Source organism: uncultured Flavonifractor sp. (assembly GCF_944385615.1).
Classification (GTDB): Bacteria; Bacillota; Clostridia; order Oscillospirales; family Oscillospiraceae; genus Flavonifractor.
This window is the reverse complement of record NZ_CALWXV010000051.1, coordinates 1-15843: the sequence shown is the minus strand read 5'-3', so window position 1 is coordinate 15843 and position 15843 is coordinate 1. Positions and strand designations below refer to the sequence as shown.

14 protein-coding genes and 1 pseudogene are annotated in these 15843 nt (G+C 57.8%); 8 read left to right on the top strand and 7 right to left on the bottom strand.

The genetic code is table 11. From position 1 onward, the window contains the following. Nucleotides 1-122: 122 nt before the first annotated feature. From Q0J75_RS11195 to Q0J75_RS11175, 5 genes are all read right to left on the bottom strand, one after another. A complete protein-coding gene (locus Q0J75_RS11195) occupies nt 123-1850 on the bottom strand; it encodes a phospho-sugar mutase (RefSeq protein ID WP_297201213.1) in 1728 nt (575 codons plus the stop codon). A 131-nt stretch (nt 1851-1981) separates the two neighbouring features. Further along, nucleotides 1982-2470, bottom strand: a complete 489-nt coding sequence (rlmH, locus tag Q0J75_RS11190) for a 23S rRNA (pseudouridine(1915)-N(3))-methyltransferase RlmH (protein WP_297201210.1) — start codon at nt 2468-2470, stop codon at nt 1982-1984. Further along, on the bottom strand, nt 2467-3255 hold the full coding sequence (locus Q0J75_RS11185; protein WP_297201207.1) for an MBL fold metallo-hydrolase: 789 nt from the start codon (nt 3253-3255) through the stop codon (nt 2467-2469). The genes rlmH and Q0J75_RS11185 overlap by 4 nt, the downstream gene beginning before the upstream one ends. Before the next feature lie 62 nt (nt 3256-3317). After that, on the bottom strand, nt 3318-4610 hold the full coding sequence (locus Q0J75_RS11180; protein WP_297201204.1) for a UDP-N-acetylglucosamine 1-carboxyvinyltransferase: 1293 nt from the start codon (nt 4608-4610) through the stop codon (nt 3318-3320). A 419-nt stretch (nt 4611-5029) separates the two neighbouring features. Then, nucleotides 5030-5827, bottom strand: a complete 798-nt coding sequence (locus tag Q0J75_RS11175; RefSeq protein ID WP_297201201.1) for an NYN domain-containing protein — start codon at nt 5825-5827, stop codon at nt 5030-5032. 164 nt (nt 5828-5991) lie between these two features. On the opposite strand from Q0J75_RS11175, the gene Q0J75_RS11170 reads away from it, so the two are divergent. Both Q0J75_RS11170 and Q0J75_RS11165 read left to right on the top strand, forming a co-directional pair. Then, nucleotides 5992-6459 carry an RNA polymerase sigma factor gene (locus Q0J75_RS11170; RefSeq protein ID WP_297201198.1) on the top strand — a complete coding sequence of 156 codons (468 nt, stop codon included), beginning with the start codon at nt 5992-5994 and terminating at the stop codon, nt 6457-6459. Further along, nucleotides 6456-7280 carry a hypothetical protein gene (locus Q0J75_RS11165; protein ID WP_297201195.1) on the top strand — a complete coding sequence of 275 codons (825 nt, stop codon included), beginning with the start codon at nt 6456-6458 and terminating at the stop codon, nt 7278-7280. The genes Q0J75_RS11170 and Q0J75_RS11165 overlap by 4 nt, the downstream gene beginning before the upstream one ends. A 60-nt stretch (nt 7281-7340) precedes the next feature. On the opposite strand, the gene Q0J75_RS11160 is transcribed toward Q0J75_RS11165, so the two are convergent. Further along, a complete protein-coding gene (locus Q0J75_RS11160; protein WP_297201192.1) occupies nt 7341-8999 on the bottom strand; it encodes a ribonuclease J in 1659 nt (552 codons plus the stop codon). A gap of 350 nt (nt 9000-9349) precedes the next feature. On the opposite strand from Q0J75_RS11160, the gene Q0J75_RS11155 reads away from it, so the two are divergent. Beyond that, a complete protein-coding gene (locus Q0J75_RS11155) occupies nt 9350-9571 on the top strand; it encodes a DUF1653 domain-containing protein (protein ID WP_297201189.1) in 222 nt (73 codons plus the stop codon). Between the two features lie 3 nt (nt 9572-9574). Continuing rightward, a pseudogene (locus Q0J75_RS11150) lies at nt 9575-9906 on the top strand (ArsC/Spx/MgsR family protein). Between the two features lie 6 nt (nt 9907-9912). Here Q0J75_RS11150 and Q0J75_RS11145 read toward each other — a convergent pair. Then, nucleotides 9913-10899 (bottom strand): helix-turn-helix transcriptional regulator, encoded by a 987-nt coding sequence (locus Q0J75_RS11145; protein WP_297201186.1) that lies wholly within the window; start codon nt 10897-10899, stop codon nt 9913-9915. A 106-nt stretch (nt 10900-11005) separates the two neighbouring features. On the opposite strand from Q0J75_RS11145, the gene Q0J75_RS11140 reads away from it, so the two are divergent. The 4 genes from Q0J75_RS11140 to Q0J75_RS11125 all read left to right on the top strand — a co-directional run bounded on the left by Q0J75_RS11140 (nt 11006) and on the right by Q0J75_RS11125 (nt 15526). Then, entirely contained in the window at nt 11006-11824 is an 819-nt protein-coding gene (locus Q0J75_RS11140; RefSeq protein WP_297201182.1) for a C40 family peptidase, read from the top strand. A 102-nt stretch (nt 11825-11926) separates the two neighbouring features. Further along, on the top strand, nt 11927-12958 hold the full coding sequence (locus tag Q0J75_RS11135; protein ID WP_297201179.1) for an LCP family protein: 1032 nt from the start codon (nt 11927-11929) through the stop codon (nt 12956-12958). Between the two features lie 285 nt (nt 12959-13243). Next, nucleotides 13244-14575, top strand: a complete 1332-nt coding sequence (locus tag Q0J75_RS11130) for a sensor domain-containing diguanylate cyclase (RefSeq protein ID WP_297201176.1) — start codon at nt 13244-13246, stop codon at nt 14573-14575. Nucleotides 14576-14680: 105 nt separating this feature from the next. Beyond that, on the top strand, nt 14681-15526 hold the full coding sequence (locus Q0J75_RS11125) for a tyrosine-type recombinase/integrase (protein ID WP_297201171.1): 846 nt from the start codon (nt 14681-14683) through the stop codon (nt 15524-15526). The last annotated feature ends 317 nt before the right edge of the window (nt 15527-15843 follow it).

Below are 15843 nucleotides of genomic sequence, written 5' to 3'. Positions count from 1 at the left end.
TTCTCACCACCTCCTCTATTTTATCTCATCTAAATGAAAAAGCCCAGCTTTTGCTGGACTTTTTCGACAGGCTGAAAAATTGCCCCCGGCGTAAAGCCGGGGGCAATTTTTATGGGATAGATTCAGTTTTTCAGGCTCTCGGCCCAGGCGGTATACTTGACCACCTTGTCGTCACACTCGGCCTTGGTAGCGCCGTTGGCCAGGATATACACCTTGACCTTGGGCTCGGTGCCGGAGGGACGAACGATGACGCTGGTGCCGTCGGTCATCTCATACCGCAGCACATTGGAGCCGGTGAGCTCCATGGTGCTCTTGGCGCCGTCAGATACATTGACTACGCTGCCATCCCTGTAGTCCTTCTGCTGGGCCACCGCCACACCGGCGATCTCCACCGGGGGATGCTCCCGCAGGCCAGCCATCAGGTCGGCCATCTTCTTCAAACCGTCCAGGCCAGGCATCACAAGGTTCAGGGTCTTCTCGCCATAGAAGCCGTACTTCTCATAGCACTTTTGCAGGGCGTCGTACAGGGTCATGCCCTGACCGGCGTACCAGGCGGCCATCTCGGTGAGGGCCAGAGCGGCGGTGACGGCGTCCTTATCCCGGACATAATCGCCCAGCATATAGCCGTAGCTCTCCTCGTAGGCGAAGATCACCTTGCCCTCGCCGGCGTTCTCCAGCTTGTCCTTCTTTTCAGCCAGGAACTTGAAGCCGGTAAAGGTGTCATAGCACTTGAGGCCGTTGGTCTCGGCCACCTTGCGGGCCATCTCGGTGGTGACGATGGTTTTCAGAGCCACCGGCTTGTCCGGCATCTTGCCGGTGCGGTTCTTGGCCCCGATCAGATAGTCCAGCAGCAGCACACCGGTCTGGTTGCCGGAGATGGTGATGTACTCGCCCTGGTTGTTGCGGACCATAATGCCCACCCGGTCGGCGTCCGGGTCGGAGCCCAGGATGAAGTCGGCCCCCTCCTTCTTGGCCAGATCCACCGCCAGGTAGAAGCCTTCGGGGTTCTCCGGGTTGGGGGAGACCACAGTAGGGAAGTTGCCGTCGATGACCATTTGCTCAGGGACACAGATGACGTGCTTCATGCCCAGGCGGCGCAGCGCCTCGGGGATCAGCTTGTAGCCGGTGCCGTGGAAGGGGGTATACACCATCTTGAAGGTGTCGGCTACCTGCTCCACCGCGGCCTTGTCGTTGACCTGTCCCATCACATTGGCCAGGAATTTTTCATCGGTCTCCTCACCCATCAAAGTGATCATACCGGCCTTGACCGCCTCGTCATAATCCATACGCTTGATGGAGTCGAACAGGTCCAGCTCTTCCATCTTAGCGGCGATGGCGGAGGCGTGGTGGGGGGGCAGCTGAGCCCCGTCCTGCCAGTAGACCTTATAGCCGTTGTATTCCTTGGGGTTGTGGCTGGCGGTGACGTTCACGCCGGCGATGCAGTGATACTCCCGGACGGCAAAGGACACCTCGGGGGTGGGACGCAGGGCGTCAAACAGACGGACCTTGATGCCGTTGCCCGCCATGACACAGGCGGTCTCCCGGGCAAAGGCCTCGGAATTGTTGCGGCAGTCGTAGCAGACGGCCACACCCCGGGCCACAGCCTCAGGGCCCTCCGCCTTGATGACCTCGGCAAAGGCCTGGGTGGCGTGGCGGATGACGTGGATATTCATCTGGTGCAGGCCCACGCACATGGTGCCCCGCAGGCCGGCGGTACCAAACTCCAAAGGAGCAAAAAAGCGGCTCTCGATCTCCTTATCATCGCCGGAGATGGATTGCAACTCCGCCTTCTCAGCGGCGCTGAGGGCGGGACTGTTGAGCCACTTTTCATATTCATCACGATAAGCCATGGGAATTACCTCCAATACCTCAATTTCAGCAAAAGCACATCTCTGCGCTTGTGATTATAGCACAAACTGAGCGGTATATCCAGCTTATCTTTTGGAAGTTTGGGGGAGAGACTGCAAAAATATTCCTGCGGCTACTTGTGGTAACCGGAGCCCTCCTGAATCTTGAAGCAGCGGTAGATCTGCTCCAGCAGCATGACACGGGCCAGATGGTGGGGAAAGGTCATGGGGGACATGGACAGCCGCAGGTCGGCCCGCGCCTTCAGAGAGGGGGCCATACCGTAGGAGGAGCCAATGAGAAAGACCAGAGTATTTTTGCCCGCTGCCGTCCACTTTTCCAGCCGGGCGGCCAACTTCTCGCTGGACAGCGGCTCCCCCTCCACACACAGGGCTACCACCGCCGCCCCTTTCGGCAGCTTGGCAGTCACCGCAACGGCCTCCTTTTCCAGCGCGGCGTCGATCTGGGCACGGGAGGGATTCTGGGGCAGCCGCTCCTCGGGCAGCTCGGTGAGCTGGAGTTTACAGTAGCCCCCCAGCCGCTTGGCATATTCCGCCGCCCCGTCTATGTAGAATTTCTCCTTCAGCTTGCCCACACAGAGAATGTGGACCACCGCGCCCTTCATACTGCGTACCTCTGTCCCGGCTCGCTGTGGGGGGCGACATCCAGCAATACATCCCGGCCGGGCAGGGCCCCCATGCGGCCAAGGGCGTCGCCCACCACCTGATGGGCCCGCTCTGGGGTGTTGTTTTCGTGGGACAGGTGGGCCAGCACAATGGTGGAGGCCCCCTTTGTCACAGCGGAGCACACCAGAGCCGCCCCCGCCTCATTGGACAGGTGGCCCCGGTCCCCCAGGATACGGTCCTTGAGAAAATCGGGATAAGGACCCGACTGGACCCATTCTATGTCGTGGTTGGCCTCGGCCACCAGCAGATTGGCCCCTTGGATGCCCGCTTCCACCGCCGCCGTTACATGACCCAGATCGGTGACCACCGCCGCCTTCCGGCCACCGGCGGACAGGGCGTAGCCGGTGCTCTCGGCGGCGTCATGGGGGGTGGGGAAGCTCTCCACATCAATGCCGCCGATGGAAAAACAGTCCCCCGGCGTAAAGGGATGGAGCACTTCCTCCAGGAAGGCGATCCGGTAGCACAGCTGCCGTCCGGTGCCACGGCTGGCATAGACCGGTATCCCCAGCTGTTTGGTCAAAGTGGTGAGGCCGGAGATGTGGTCGGAGTGCTCATGGGTGATGAGCACTCCGGAGAGGGAGGCGGGGTCTACCCCCAGACCCTTCAGAGCGGTGGTAATGCGCCGGCAGGAGATACCGGCATCCACCAGAAGATGAGTGGCGCCGTCGCTGACCAGCAGACAGTTACCGCTGGAGCCGCTGGCCAGGGTACACAGTTCCAGCATAAAATCCTCCGTTCCAGAAAAAAGAGGCGGGGGAGCATCCCCGCCTGAACATCGTGTTTTTCTTATCCGACCTGGGCCTGCTTGTCCTCGTCGGGGGTGACCACAACGCGGATGTCGGCCCCTATGCCGGAGAGCTTGCGGACAATATCCTCATAGCCCCGCTCAATGTGGTGGATACGGCCAATTTCGGTGGTGCCCTGCGCGGCCAAACCGGCGATGACCATGGCAGCGCCAGCCCGCAGATCACAGGCCTGAATCCGGGCGCCGGTAAACTTCTCCACGCCCTCAATAACGGCAATCTTGCCGTCCACCTGGATCTGAGCCCCCATACGGCGGAACTCGTCCACATAGCGGTAACGGTTGTCCCAGACGCCCTCGGTAATGACGCTGGTGCCCTCCGCCAGACAGAGGACCGCGGCGATCTGAGGCTGCATATCGGTGGGGAAACCGGGATAGGGCAGGGTTTTGACGTTGGTGCGGGTCAGTTTGCCGGTACGGCGCACCAGTACTGCGTCGTCCCGCTCCTCCACGTCCACCCCCATCTCCAACAGCTTGGCGGTGATACACTCCAGATGCTTGGGAATCACATTCTTGACCAGGACCTCGCCGCCGGCCGCGGCCACGGCAGCCATATAGGTGCCGGCCTCGATCTGATCGGGGATGATGGAATAGGTGCCGCCGGAAAGGCGCTCCACCCCGCGGATCTTGATAACGTCGGTACCGGCGCCCATGATCTCGGCCCCCATGGAGTTGAGGAAGTTGGCCAAATCCACGATGTGGGGCTCTTTGGCGGCGTTTTCAATGATGGTGAGACCGTCCGCCAACACGGCGGCCAGCATGATATTCATGGTGGCGCCCACAGAGACGATATCCAGATAAATCTGAGTGCCGGTCATACGGCCGTTAGCTGCCTTGGCATGGATATAGCCGCCCCGGACGTCCACGTTGGCCCCCATGGCGACAAACCCCTTGATATGCTGGTCAATGGGACGGCCGCCAAAGTCGCAGCCGCCGGGCGGGGGAACCTCCGCGGAACCAAAGCGGCCCAGCAGAGCGCCGATCAGATAATAAGAGGCCCGGATCTTGCGGGCCAGCTCCTCCGGCACCCGGGCGTTGCGGATGTGGGAGCAGTCCACGTCTACGGTGGTACGGTTGACGGTACGCACATCGGCGCCCAGCTCTTGCAGAATGTTGAGCAGCAGCGTCACATCGCTGATCTGAGGCAGATTTTCAATCCGGCAAACCCCGTCCACCAGCAGGGCGGCGGGGATGATAGCAACAGCGGCGTTTTTGGCGCCGCTGATGTCGATTTCTCCATAGAGCGGCTTTCCGCCGTGAATTACATACTTTGTCAAAATGCAACCCTCTATTCCTTCTGCCGGGATACACACCACACCGGCAGGATCCAAAACCGGAAAAAACCGGTACAATAAAGCATCTTACAGCGCTTTGTTACCGCAAAGCGCTTCAATACACATACATTATAGCATAGCTCGCGGTAAAATCAAAGAGGTTTCTTCTACTGGGACAGGGAAACCACCTTCCAACGGTAATTTACCCCCGTTCAGGCGAAACTATACGGGAGATTGGCCGTTCTTTCACGAAAACTATGGTTCAAATCCGGACCAGTGGCAAGGATTGGACACCCGCCCATCGGTCCGCATTATTATACCCCATGAAATTGCGTCTGTCTTTCTGAAAAGTGCACAAAAAAAGCCATGGAAAGCTGTGAATTTCGCAGCTTTCCATGGTAAAATGTGGGCGCACACCCGGGTTATTTGCTCTGTTTGTCCCGGACCAGAATGTGGGTCACGTTGGGCTGGCTGGTGGGGCGCACCTCCACCTGGAACCGGGGCAGGGATTTCATCATTTTGGACAGCTTGGAAAAGCCAAAGTTCCGGGGGTCGAAGTCGGGCTGCTTTTTCACCAGCAGATTGCCCAGCTCCCCCAATGAGGCAAAGCCGTCCTCGTCGGCAATGGTATCCACCGATTCGGCGATCAGCTTGACCACCGCCTTGGGTACCCGGTGCTCCGGCTCCTGGGCCTGGGCGGGGGACTCCTTCTTTTTCTGGGGCTTCTGAGTCCTGGGCCGCTCCGGCTTTTCCTCCTCAGCCCGGGCCTGCTCCGCTGCCGCCCGGATGACCTCGATGTACACAAACTTATCACAGGCTACGATAAAGGGATTGGGGGTCTTGCGCTCTCCCATGCCGTACACCTTTTTGCCGGCCTCCCGCAGGCGGACCGCCAGACGGGTAAAGTCGCTGTCGCTGCTCACCAGCACAAAGCCGTCCACCTGACCGGTATAGAGGATATCCATGGCGTCGATAATCATGGCCGAGTCGGTGGCGTTTTTGCCGGTGGTATAGCTGTACTGCTGCACAGGACTGATGGCGTTTTCCAGCAGCGGTCCCTTCCAGGAGGCCAGATTGGGGGTGGTCCAATCGCCGTAGATGCGCTTGATGGTGGGGGTGCCGTACACGGCCACTTCCGCCATGATATCCCCCAGAGCCGAGCGGGGAGCGTTGTCCGCGTCGATCAGCACGGCCAGACGCAGGTCCGTTTGTTCTGACATGGTAGCTCTCCTTTGCGTGTTTCTATCCAGACTATAAAAATCATTATATCATAGAAAAACATAGAAAAAGCCATACCGCCAAGGAAACCATTTGGGATTTTTCCGAGAATGACCGCAGCAAAACCAGGGCCCAAAGCGTATTTAGGGTGAAAGGGGGAGAAAAGATGGACCCCAACCGGTTGGAATATTTGGTCAACACCTATGAGACCACCCTGTATCGGGCCGCTCTGGCCATCCTGAGGGACGCCCATGAGGCGGAGGACGCGGTACAGGACGCCTTCCTGCGCTGTATAGAAAAAGCGCCGGAATGGGAAAGCCCTGCCCACGAGAAAGCCTGGCTGCTGCGGGTAACGGTCAACGGCTGCAAAAGCCGCCTGCGGTCCCCCTGGCGGCGGCGCACCGCCCCGTTGCTGGACACCTATCCCGCCGCCGGGCCGGAGGAACAGACCTTACTGGAGGCCATCGGGCGTCTGCCCGCCAAGGACCGGACGGTGCTGCACCTTTATTACTATGAGGGATACCAGACGGCGGAGATCGCGGAAATGACAGGCTGGCGGGAGGGCACCGTCCGCTCCCGGTTGACCCGGGCCAGGGCCAGACTGGGGGCGCTGCTGAAAGGAGACTTGCAATGAATCGATATCGCAGCTATATGGACCGCATCGTCCCGCCTGCCGGACTGCGGGAAAAGATTCTGGCGGGGAGACGGCACCAAAGGCAGCTTCGCCCCGCCCTGACGGTGGGAGGTCTGGCGGCCTGCTGTCTGGTGGCGGCGGTGGGCGGCTGGCAGCTATGGCAGGGCAGAGGATTGTCCCAGCCAGATCCAACCGTGGGGGTGGCGGCTACCCCGGCGGCCACCCATCAGATCGAGCAGGAGACGGAGTACACCCTGGTGGTGGAGGACCCCGCTGAGGGTCAGCCCCACAGCTTTTTCAATGTACCGGCTTATGACTACCCGGACTGCACCGGTTCTGAGGCTATGGCAGGAGATTACGGCTACCCGGAGGGATGGTTTGCCGAAGAACTCACCGCCCACGAGATCATCTCCGTTCTGGGTGGGACGGAGCAGGTACCCTGGGGACTGGATTGGACCGGCTTTGGACTGGACGGTACGGTGATTTATGATGGAACAGGCCAGCCGTGGCGGATCGATATTGTGGGCCAGAGGGGGGAGGAGGAGCTGCGGCTGGAGCTGTGGCCCGGTCAGGAACCCCTCATCGACCTGCTTTATGCCGAGGCTGCTGCTCAATCCGCAGACGTTACCACCTATTCCCTCTACGAAGACCAGGACGGGGACGGGGACAAGGAATACCGATACCACGCCGATTATTTTTATGGGACCATGGGGGTGAATTTCTCCTACACCGGACCGGACCGGGATACGGCAAGCTGGCTGACCAACCTGGTGGTGGAGCATAGAGGCCACTTTTCTGCCGCCGCTCTGATGAACAACTGACAGAAACAACAACGGCCGCCGAGAGGCGGCCGTTGTTTGCTTCTGTCAGGCGCGTTCCGCTCAGACCTCCATAATGACCGGGAGGATCATGGGATTGCGCTTGGTCTTTTTATAGAGGAAGTTGGACATGGCGTTCTTGATCTCCGACTTGATGGCGGCCCAGTCGGTGAGGCTGTCCCGCTGGCAGGTTTCCAGGGCGTTGACCGCCACCTTCCGCAGCTCTTCCATCAAGCCCTCGGACTCCTTCACATACACAAAGCCCCGGGTGATGATATCGGGGCCGGACACCACAGAGCCGTCCTCCCCGGACATGGAGACCACCACCACGATCATGCCGTCCTCGGCCAGATGCTTCCGGTCCCGGAGCACCACGCTGCCCACGTCGCCTACGCCGTAGCCGTCCACAAATACCCGGCCGGCGGGCACGGTGCCGTTGATCTTGGCGGAGTTGGGGGTGAGCTCAATGACCTTGCCAATGTCGCTGATGATGATATTCTTGGGGTTCATGCCCATCTGCTGGGCCAGCTTGGCGTGGGTTTTCAGCATACGCTGCTCACCGTGGACCGGTATGAAGAACTTGGGCTTCACCAGGGCATGGATGATCTTCAGCTCCTCCTGGCAGGCGTGGCCCGACACATGGAGGGCCCCCAGCCGCTCATTGACCACCTCGGCATCCTTGCGATAGAGCTCATTGATAACGTTGCCAATGGAGTGCTCGTTGCCGGGGATAGCGGAGGCCGAGATGATGACCCGGTCGCCGGCCTGGATGTCCACCTGCCGGTGGGTGTTGAAGGCCATGCGGGTCAGGGCGGACATGGTCTCGCCCTGGCTGCCGGTGGTGATGATGCACACCTTATTCCGGGGCAGACTCTTGATATGGGCCAGATCCACCAGCACCCCGGAAGGGATGTTCATATAGCCCAGCTCGGTGGATACCTTCATAGCGTTCTCCATGGAGCGGCCGGTGACCGCCACCTTGCGGCCATACCGGGCGGCCACGTCGATGATCTGCTGGATGCGGTCCACATTGGAGGCAAAGGTGGTAACGATGATGCGCTGCTCACAGCCCCGGAAGAGGGCGTCGAAAGAATCACCCACGCTGCGCTCGCTCTTGGTAAATCCGGGGCGCTCCACGTTGGTGGAGTCGGCCAGCAGAGCCAGCACGCCCTCCTTGCCCAGCTGTCCCAGCCGGCCCAGGTCCATCATACCGCCCTGGATGGGGGTGGGGTCGATCTTGAAGTCGCCGGTGTGGATGACGGTGCCCACCGGGCACTTGATGGCAAAACCGCAGGCGTCAGCGATGGAGTGATTCACATGGATAAACTCCACCGAGAACTTGCCCGCCTTCACACTCTCCCCAGACTCGCAGGTGATGAGCTTGGTCTTGTTCACCAGACGGTGCTCCTCCAGCTTCAGCTTCACCAGCCCGGCGGTCATCCGGGTGGCGTAGATGGGCACATTCACATCCCGCAGGAGATAGGGGATGGACCCGATATGGTCCTCGTGACCGTGGGTGAGGAAAATGCCCCGAATCCGGTCCTTGTTCTTGATGAGATAGGAGAAATCGGGGATGACCACGTCAATGCCGTACATATCGTCGTCGGGAAAGCCCATGCCCACGTCTACAATAATCATGTCCCCGCCGTACTCGTAGACGGTCAGGTTCTTGCCGATCTCGTTCAGACCACCCAGAGAGATGATTTTCAGTTTTTCAGCCATAAAAGTCTTGGTACACTCCTTTACTATCATTCCGTTTTTCCGTGTCTATGGATGGACCCGGTCCGGATGTGAGCGCACAAAAGAAAAGCGGTGGGATTCCGCTCTTTCCGGCCCTGCCTCGCCGGAAAAAGGGAACGGCCCTGCACCGCCTGGCGCCTCTATCCATTCTGTGTCCTTGCCTTATTCAAAGCGCGTGTATGCGCATAAAGCCATATTAGCCTTTTTATTATACCACGCAGCAGGGGAAAAGTATACCACTATTTTGGGAGCCAATTGCCTCAGGTTGTCCGGCGAGGGCGGATATGGTACAATAGCAAAAATACTATACATGGAGCAAGGAGGCCCATCACATGGATTGTCTGGAGCTGCGCCCCGGCCGTTACCGCCATTTCAAGGGCAGGGAGTACCAGCTGCTCTATATGGCCCGCCACTCGGAGACCATGGAGCCTATGGTGGTCTATCAGGCTCTCTACGGCGAGCGGGGGATCTGGGTCCGGCCGGCGCATATGTGGAATGAAATTGTGGAGCGGGAGGGCTATCACGGCCCCCGGTTCACCTATATGGGAGAGTAAGAGATGAATATACAGATCTTTGGAAAAAGCAAATGCTTTGACACAAAAAAGCCGAGCGCTGGTTCAAGGAGCGGCGGATCAAGGTTCAGGCCGTGGACCTGGGCAAGTACGGCATGAGCGCCGGGGAGCTGAAAAGTGTGGTCAACGCCGTGGGGCTGGACAACCTGATTGACCAGAAGCACCCCGACGCCGCTTTGCTGAACTATCTGGCCTACGACGCCGACAAGCTGGACAAGCTGCTGGACAACCCCAAGCTGCTGAAAACGCCCATCGTCCGCAATGGGAAACAGGCCACCGTGGGCTACTGCCCGGAGGTGTGGCAGACCTGGAGCTGACAGGACTTACGCCTCTGGATAGAGCCGGGCTACCGACGCTAGCTGCCGGCGCAATTCCTCCACCGCCCACTGAGGCCGCAGCAGCTGTATGCCGTCGCCCAGACCGAAGAGCCAGCCTAAAAACTGCGGGCTGACCACGGCGGAGACAGTGACGGTGAAGTGACTCTCCCCGTCGGGCACCAGAATGGCCTCCAGGCCGAACCGGTCCAGCACCACCCCCACAAGACTGTCGCGGCAGCGGAGGGTGACCTGGCCCTCCCGGCCGGAGAACATACCAAAGTGTTTTCCCGCATAGGATGCCATGTCAAATTCCTCCGGTACCCCCTTCAGCGGCAGACAGGTAACCGCCAGATCGGCCATCTTGTCCACCCGGTAGTGGCGCAGCTGCTGAGAACGGTGGTCATATCCCGCCAGGTAGTAGTTTTCATTGTCCCAAATCAGACCGGCGGGGGAGACGGCATACCGGCGGCCGTCATGACGAAAGACCTTCTCCTTACGGACATTATACTCAAAATAGAGGAAGGTCACCGCTTTCCGGTTGGCGATGGCGGTATGGAGCTTGTCAATGGTATAGTAGATGCTCTCGTTCATGGTCTTGACCCGCCGGTCCACATAGACCTGCCGCTGAAGTTGGCGGGCTTGATGGATGCTGGCCTGGGATTCCAATTTGTGAATCAGCTCGCTGCTTTTCCGCTGGGTAATAAAGCGGGAGGATTGCACCGCGTCCACCAGCAGCTTCAGCTCCGCCAGCTGGAAAGGACGCTCCCCCAGAAACCAGCCCGGCGCCCGGCCCTTCCGGCACTGAACATCCAGGCCAAACTGGCGCAGTGCTTCCATATCCGTATAGATGCTCTTGCGCTCGGCCCTGATTCCCCAGTCCTTCAGATGGGCGATGATCTGAGGGACGGTCAGTGTGTGGTCCTCGTCGGTCAACTCCCACAGGAGTTTGCACAGGCAGAGCAGTTTCAGTTTTTGATTTGCGCTTCTGGGCATGGAAGCAACCCCCTTTATTCCCGCGTTTCTCTTCAGCATATCATATCAAGTGTCCTATAAATGGTACAATCAGCATACCACAATTCCAGAAAAAATGGGAGGGTTTATGAGATATCTTGCAGCGACGCCCCTGTGTCCCCTCTATGCCGCCCCCGGCACAGAGGCCGAGCGGGTGGATGAGATTTTGACCGGCTGGCCGGTCACCGGGCCGGAGGCGCGGGAGGGGGACTGGTGGCAGGTGCGTACCCACTATGGCTATTCCGGCTGGGTACGGCAGAGCTGGCTGGTTCCAGACGAAGGGTGGACGGCGCTGCCCAGAATGGTGGTGACCGCCTCCTTTGCCGACGTGCTGGTCCGGCCCGCGGTGGAGGAGCCTGTGCTGGTCATGCTGCTCCGGGGCGGGCTGGCCGCGCTGCTGCCGGAGCCCTGCCCAGAGGGGTGGCAGAAGGTTTTGCTGTCCGATGGACGGCAGGGGTATACAAAACGCGGCTTGCTGGGGCAATATCATGAGACTGCCCCCGAGCTATCGGAAGAAGCCCTGCGGGCCCGGGTGGTGGAGCGGGCCAAAAGCTATCTGGGGGTGCAGTACCGCTGGGGCGGCAAGTCGCCCATGGGACTGGACTGCTCGGGGCTGACCTTTATGGCCTGGTTTTTCAGCGGCGTACTCCTGTACCGGGATGCAAAGATTGTGGAGGGCTATCCCGCCCGGGCCATTCCTCTGGAGGACTGCAAGCCCGCCGATCTGCTCTACTTTCCGGGACATATTGCGCTCTATCTGGGAGAGGGCCGGTATCTCCATGCCACGGCGAAGGCGGGCAGCGACGGGGTGGTGGTCAACAGCCTGGACCCCGCTCACCCGGACTACCGGGCCGACCTGGCCGGACAGCTCATCACGGCGGGCACGGTTTTTCCGATTGGATCATAACAACTTCATAAAAATTTTTCCAAGCCCCTTGCCAGCAACGGGATGGTCCACTATACTATAGTACTATGTTAACATAACGTAAATGGAAAGGGGCGCATCCCAGTGGCCCGCACACAGCGGAGAAAACGCCTGCGCCGTGCCTCTCCGGCACGACGGGTAGCAAAGATTTTTTATCGTATTCTGGTCGGTATCTCGGCGCTCATTGTGGTGCTTTTCTGCGCCTATCAGCTGATGGCCAAGGAGCCGGAAATGGCGGCGGAGCCCACCCCAACCCCGGCGGCGCCGGGGGCCAGCGCCGAACCGGAGACGGGGCGGCAGAGAAAGCCCTATACCTACACCTTTTTATTGGTGGCCAAGGATCAGGTGGGGAGCAACGCCGACACCATGATGGTCTGCATGTATGATACGGTGGAACAGACGGTGGGGCTGGTCTCCATCCCGCGGGACACGCTGGTGGAGAGCGGAAAACTCAACGCGGTCTATCAGCAAGGGGTGGAAGCCCTCCGGGACACCATTTCCGACCTGCTGGGTATCCCCATTGACTTTTATGTAGCGGTGGATATGGAGGGCTTCAAGGTATTGGTGGACGAGCTGGACGGGATTGACTTTAACGTGCCGGTCCACATGGCCTATGACGATCCGGCCCAGGATCTGCATATCCACTATGAGCCGGGGATGCAGCACCTGGATGGGCAGGACGTGCTCAACGTGGCCCGCTGCCGGAAAAACTCCGACGGTGAGGGCACCTATCCCAACAATCTCTACTCCGCCTACCCGGACAACGATATCGGCCGCACCCGCACCCAGCAGCAGCTCATTGCGGCCATTGTGAAAAAGGCCCTGTCCAATCCCCAGAAGCTCAACAGCTATATTGAGATCTTTCTGGAGTATGTGAACACCAATCTGGAGTTTGGTGAAATGCTGTGGTTTGCCCAGCCTGCTCTGGGGTTCGACTTTGAAAACGGCATGACCAGCGCCACCCTCACGGGAGACGGAAACACCTATTATCCTGGTTGGGGACAGTACTGCTACCAGCTCTATCCTGAGGAGACGCTGGAGACGGTCAACCAGCTCATCAACCCCTATGACCAGGACCTGACGCTGGAGGATATGAATATTTTCCAGTATCAGTAAAATTTGCGCCCATTCGATAGGAAAAATATGCTCCCCTCAAGAGGACAGGCCGGACAGGCTGTCGCTCATGAGGGGAGCATGTTTGTAATTTGAAGTGTATTCTGCTGTATTTTTCCGTCTGGTTCTGTCTTTTGTCCACGGAAAGGATTTACAAATTGCCGAATTATATGGTATAATTTGCAATTACATAAAAGCATTTGAGCACTTGCTGCAGGAAGGTCGGTATTCCATATCCTGAAATAGAGCCGTATTCCTGCAAAACTCCATAGTAAGGAGAACACCACATTGGATTTTTGGAATTATTTTGAGAATATGGATGAAATCCTGTATGCGGCGGATATGGATACCTATGAAATGATCTACTTGAACCGAAAGGCGCGTCAGATGCTGGACATATCCTCTTTAGACGAACTGAAGGGCAAACGATGCTATCAGCTTCTGCATAACAGGAACTATCCTTGTCCCTTCTGTACCAACTACAAGCTCAAGCCCCTGGAGTTTTTTGAGTGGACCCACTATAACGACAACCTCCAGAAGTATTTTGCGCTCAAGGATACCATGATTTCACAGGATGACAGGCGGGTGCGGATAGAACTGGCCTTGGATCTTTCCGTCAACGCCCAGCAGAAACATACCATTCGGGAGTATGAGAACAATGAGCACCTGCTGAATGAGGCGCTGCGGCTGGCTTTGAGCTGTAACGACGAGGAGGAAGACCCCATTCAGATTTTTCTTACCTTTTTGGGAGAAAAGCTGGAGTGCGGCAGGATGTACATCTTTGAAGGGCCTGACGGCGGAGCGGTAGATAACACCTATGAATGGTGCGCCCCTGACGTTGCCCCCGAAATCCAGAACTTGCAGCAGGTCCCCTATGAAGTGGTGGCCCTATGGTACCGTATGTTCCATCAGGGCAAAAATGTAGTCATTTACGATCTGGAAGAAATCCGGGAAGAGGATCCGGAAATGTACCGCACCTTGAAACCACAAGGCATCAGCAGTCTGGTGGTCAGCCCCATTGTATACAAGGATACCATCCTGGGCTTTTATGGTGTGGACAATCCCCCTTCTCACAGCCTGTCTCATATCTCTTTTTTGCTGGATATCATCGGACACTTTATTGTATGTATGATCCAGCGGCGGGGACTGGTGCGCCGGTTGGAGCGCATGAGCTACCATGACCAGCTGACCAAGGCATTCAACCGTCACGCTTTGACCCGCACCATGGAGAAATTGCAGTATGAAGATATTAAGGTAGGGATGATCTACTGCGATATTATGGGGCTAAAGCAGGTCAACGACACCCTGGGACACGACGAGGGAGACCGCCTGATCTGTGAGGCCTATCAATTCCTGAAGGAGCGCGGAAAGGGGTACCCCATTTTCCGGCTGGGCGGCGATGAGTTTATGGTGCTGTGCGAAGGCATTGAGTACGCGCAGCTTATGGAACTGGTGGGTGAAATCAGCCGTCAGGATGACAGCGGCTCTGTAAAGCTGGCGGTTGGATACGCCTGGCGGGGCGAAAATGAACTGGATTTTTCGCAGCTGCTGCTGAAAGCGGATCAAGCAATGTATGAGGATAAGAAAAAACGGCGGGAGCAAATTTTAAAGATGCTGTAGCCGGCGATATGCCTGTTTGGACAGAACATCTTTTTTGCGCTGAATAAGCAGAGAGTTGTCCGATAAAATAGTGGTATCCCACATCAATATAAGGAGGATACTACCATGACCACACCGGTGTTGACTGCCGCCACCATCGGGCGCTATCTGTCCTATCTGCAAGAGCGGGAGCGTGCTGCCGCTACCCTGCAAAAGTATGCCCATGACCTGAATGTACTGCGGGAATGGCTGGGAGAAAGGGCCCTGACCAAGCAGACCTTGCTGCTGTGGAAGGAAGAACTTATATCCAAGCGGGCACCTGCCACTGTCAACACCATGCTGGCTGCGCTCAATGGCTATCTGAGCTTTATGGGCTGGCTTCAACTCCGGCTGCGCCCCCTCCGGATCCAACGGACCTTGTTTCAGGATGAGCGCCGGGAACTGGACCGGCAGGAATATGTCCGTCTGGTGGCTGCCGCCCGACGCAGAGGCAGCCAGCGGCTTTCCCTGATCTTACAGACCATTTGCGCCACCGGCATCCGGGTTTCCGAGCTGCGCTTTATCACCGCCGAGGCAGTTGCCACAGGCCGGGCGGAGATCTCCAACAAAGGAAAACGGCGTATCGTCTTTCTGCCGGACAAGCTGCGTCATCTGTTGCAGCCATATCTGCACCGGCAGGGTATTACCGCCGGTCCCGTTTTTCTCTCCCGTACCGGAAAGGCCTTGGATCGCAGCCACATCTGGCGTGAGATGAAAGCGCTGTGCCAGAGTGCGGAAGTATCGCCTGAAAAGGTATTTCCCCATAATCTGCGGCATCTGTTTGCCCGCACCTATTATACCATGGAGAAGGACCTTTCCCGGCTGGCAGACATCCTGGGACATTCCAGCGTGGATACCACGCGCATTTATACCGCGGAAAGTGGTATCGTCCACGCCAGACAGGTGGGCCGTCTGGGGTTGGTGGTCACATAATTTTTATTCTGTGGCATATCTGCCAGAAGCAAACGCCACCAATATGTTTTATTATACATACAGTTGCAGAATTTGACAAGGTAAAATTGCCTTGCGGGCAAAAAGACCAGGCGGGACGGCTTTTATCGCCGCCCTGCCTGGTCTTTTTGCCCGTTTCTTATTTTTTGATTTCCAGCATGTGGATTTTAAATAGAACGGCGCCTGCTCCAAGCGCCTTGAACTTTGTATGGCGGCAGAATAATGCCACAGAATAAAAATTATGTGACATTATTATAAATATGCGCAAAATATACTGTAATCCTACTGTTTTTTTGGTA

What these genes read in the sequence shown, in the direction of transcription:
- Q0J75_RS11185 (WP_297201207.1), bottom strand. Translation starts at nt 3,255, where the DNA reads ATGCTGGAACTGTGTACCCTGGCCAGCGGCTCCAGCGGTAACTGTCTG.
- Q0J75_RS11175 (WP_297201201.1), bottom strand. Translation starts at nt 5,827, where the DNA reads ATGTCAGAACAAACGGACCTGCGTCTGGCCGTGCTGATCGACGCGGAC.
- Q0J75_RS11195 (WP_297201213.1), bottom strand. Translation starts at nt 1,850, where the DNA reads ATGGCTTATCGTGATGAATATGAAAAGTGGCTCAACAGTCCCGCCCTC.
- rlmH (WP_297201210.1), bottom strand. Translation starts at nt 2,470, where the DNA reads ATGAAGGGCGCGGTGGTCCACATTCTCTGTGTGGGCAAGCTGAAGGAG.
- Q0J75_RS11165 (WP_297201195.1), top strand. Translation starts at nt 6,456, where the DNA reads ATGAATCGATATCGCAGCTATATGGACCGCATCGTCCCGCCTGCCGGA.
- Q0J75_RS11170 (WP_297201198.1), top strand. Translation starts at nt 5,992, where the DNA reads ATGGACCCCAACCGGTTGGAATATTTGGTCAACACCTATGAGACCACC.
- Q0J75_RS11140 (WP_297201182.1), top strand. Translation starts at nt 11,006, where the DNA reads ATGAGATATCTTGCAGCGACGCCCCTGTGTCCCCTCTATGCCGCCCCC.
- Q0J75_RS11160 (WP_297201192.1), bottom strand. Translation starts at nt 8,999, where the DNA reads ATGGCTGAAAAACTGAAAATCATCTCTCTGGGTGGTCTGAACGAGATC.
- Q0J75_RS11145 (WP_297201186.1), bottom strand. Translation starts at nt 10,899, where the DNA reads ATGCCCAGAAGCGCAAATCAAAAACTGAAACTGCTCTGCCTGTGCAAA.
- Q0J75_RS11155 (WP_297201189.1), top strand. Translation starts at nt 9,350, where the DNA reads ATGGATTGTCTGGAGCTGCGCCCCGGCCGTTACCGCCATTTCAAGGGC.
- Q0J75_RS11125 (WP_297201171.1), top strand. Translation starts at nt 14,681, where the DNA reads ATGACCACACCGGTGTTGACTGCCGCCACCATCGGGCGCTATCTGTCC.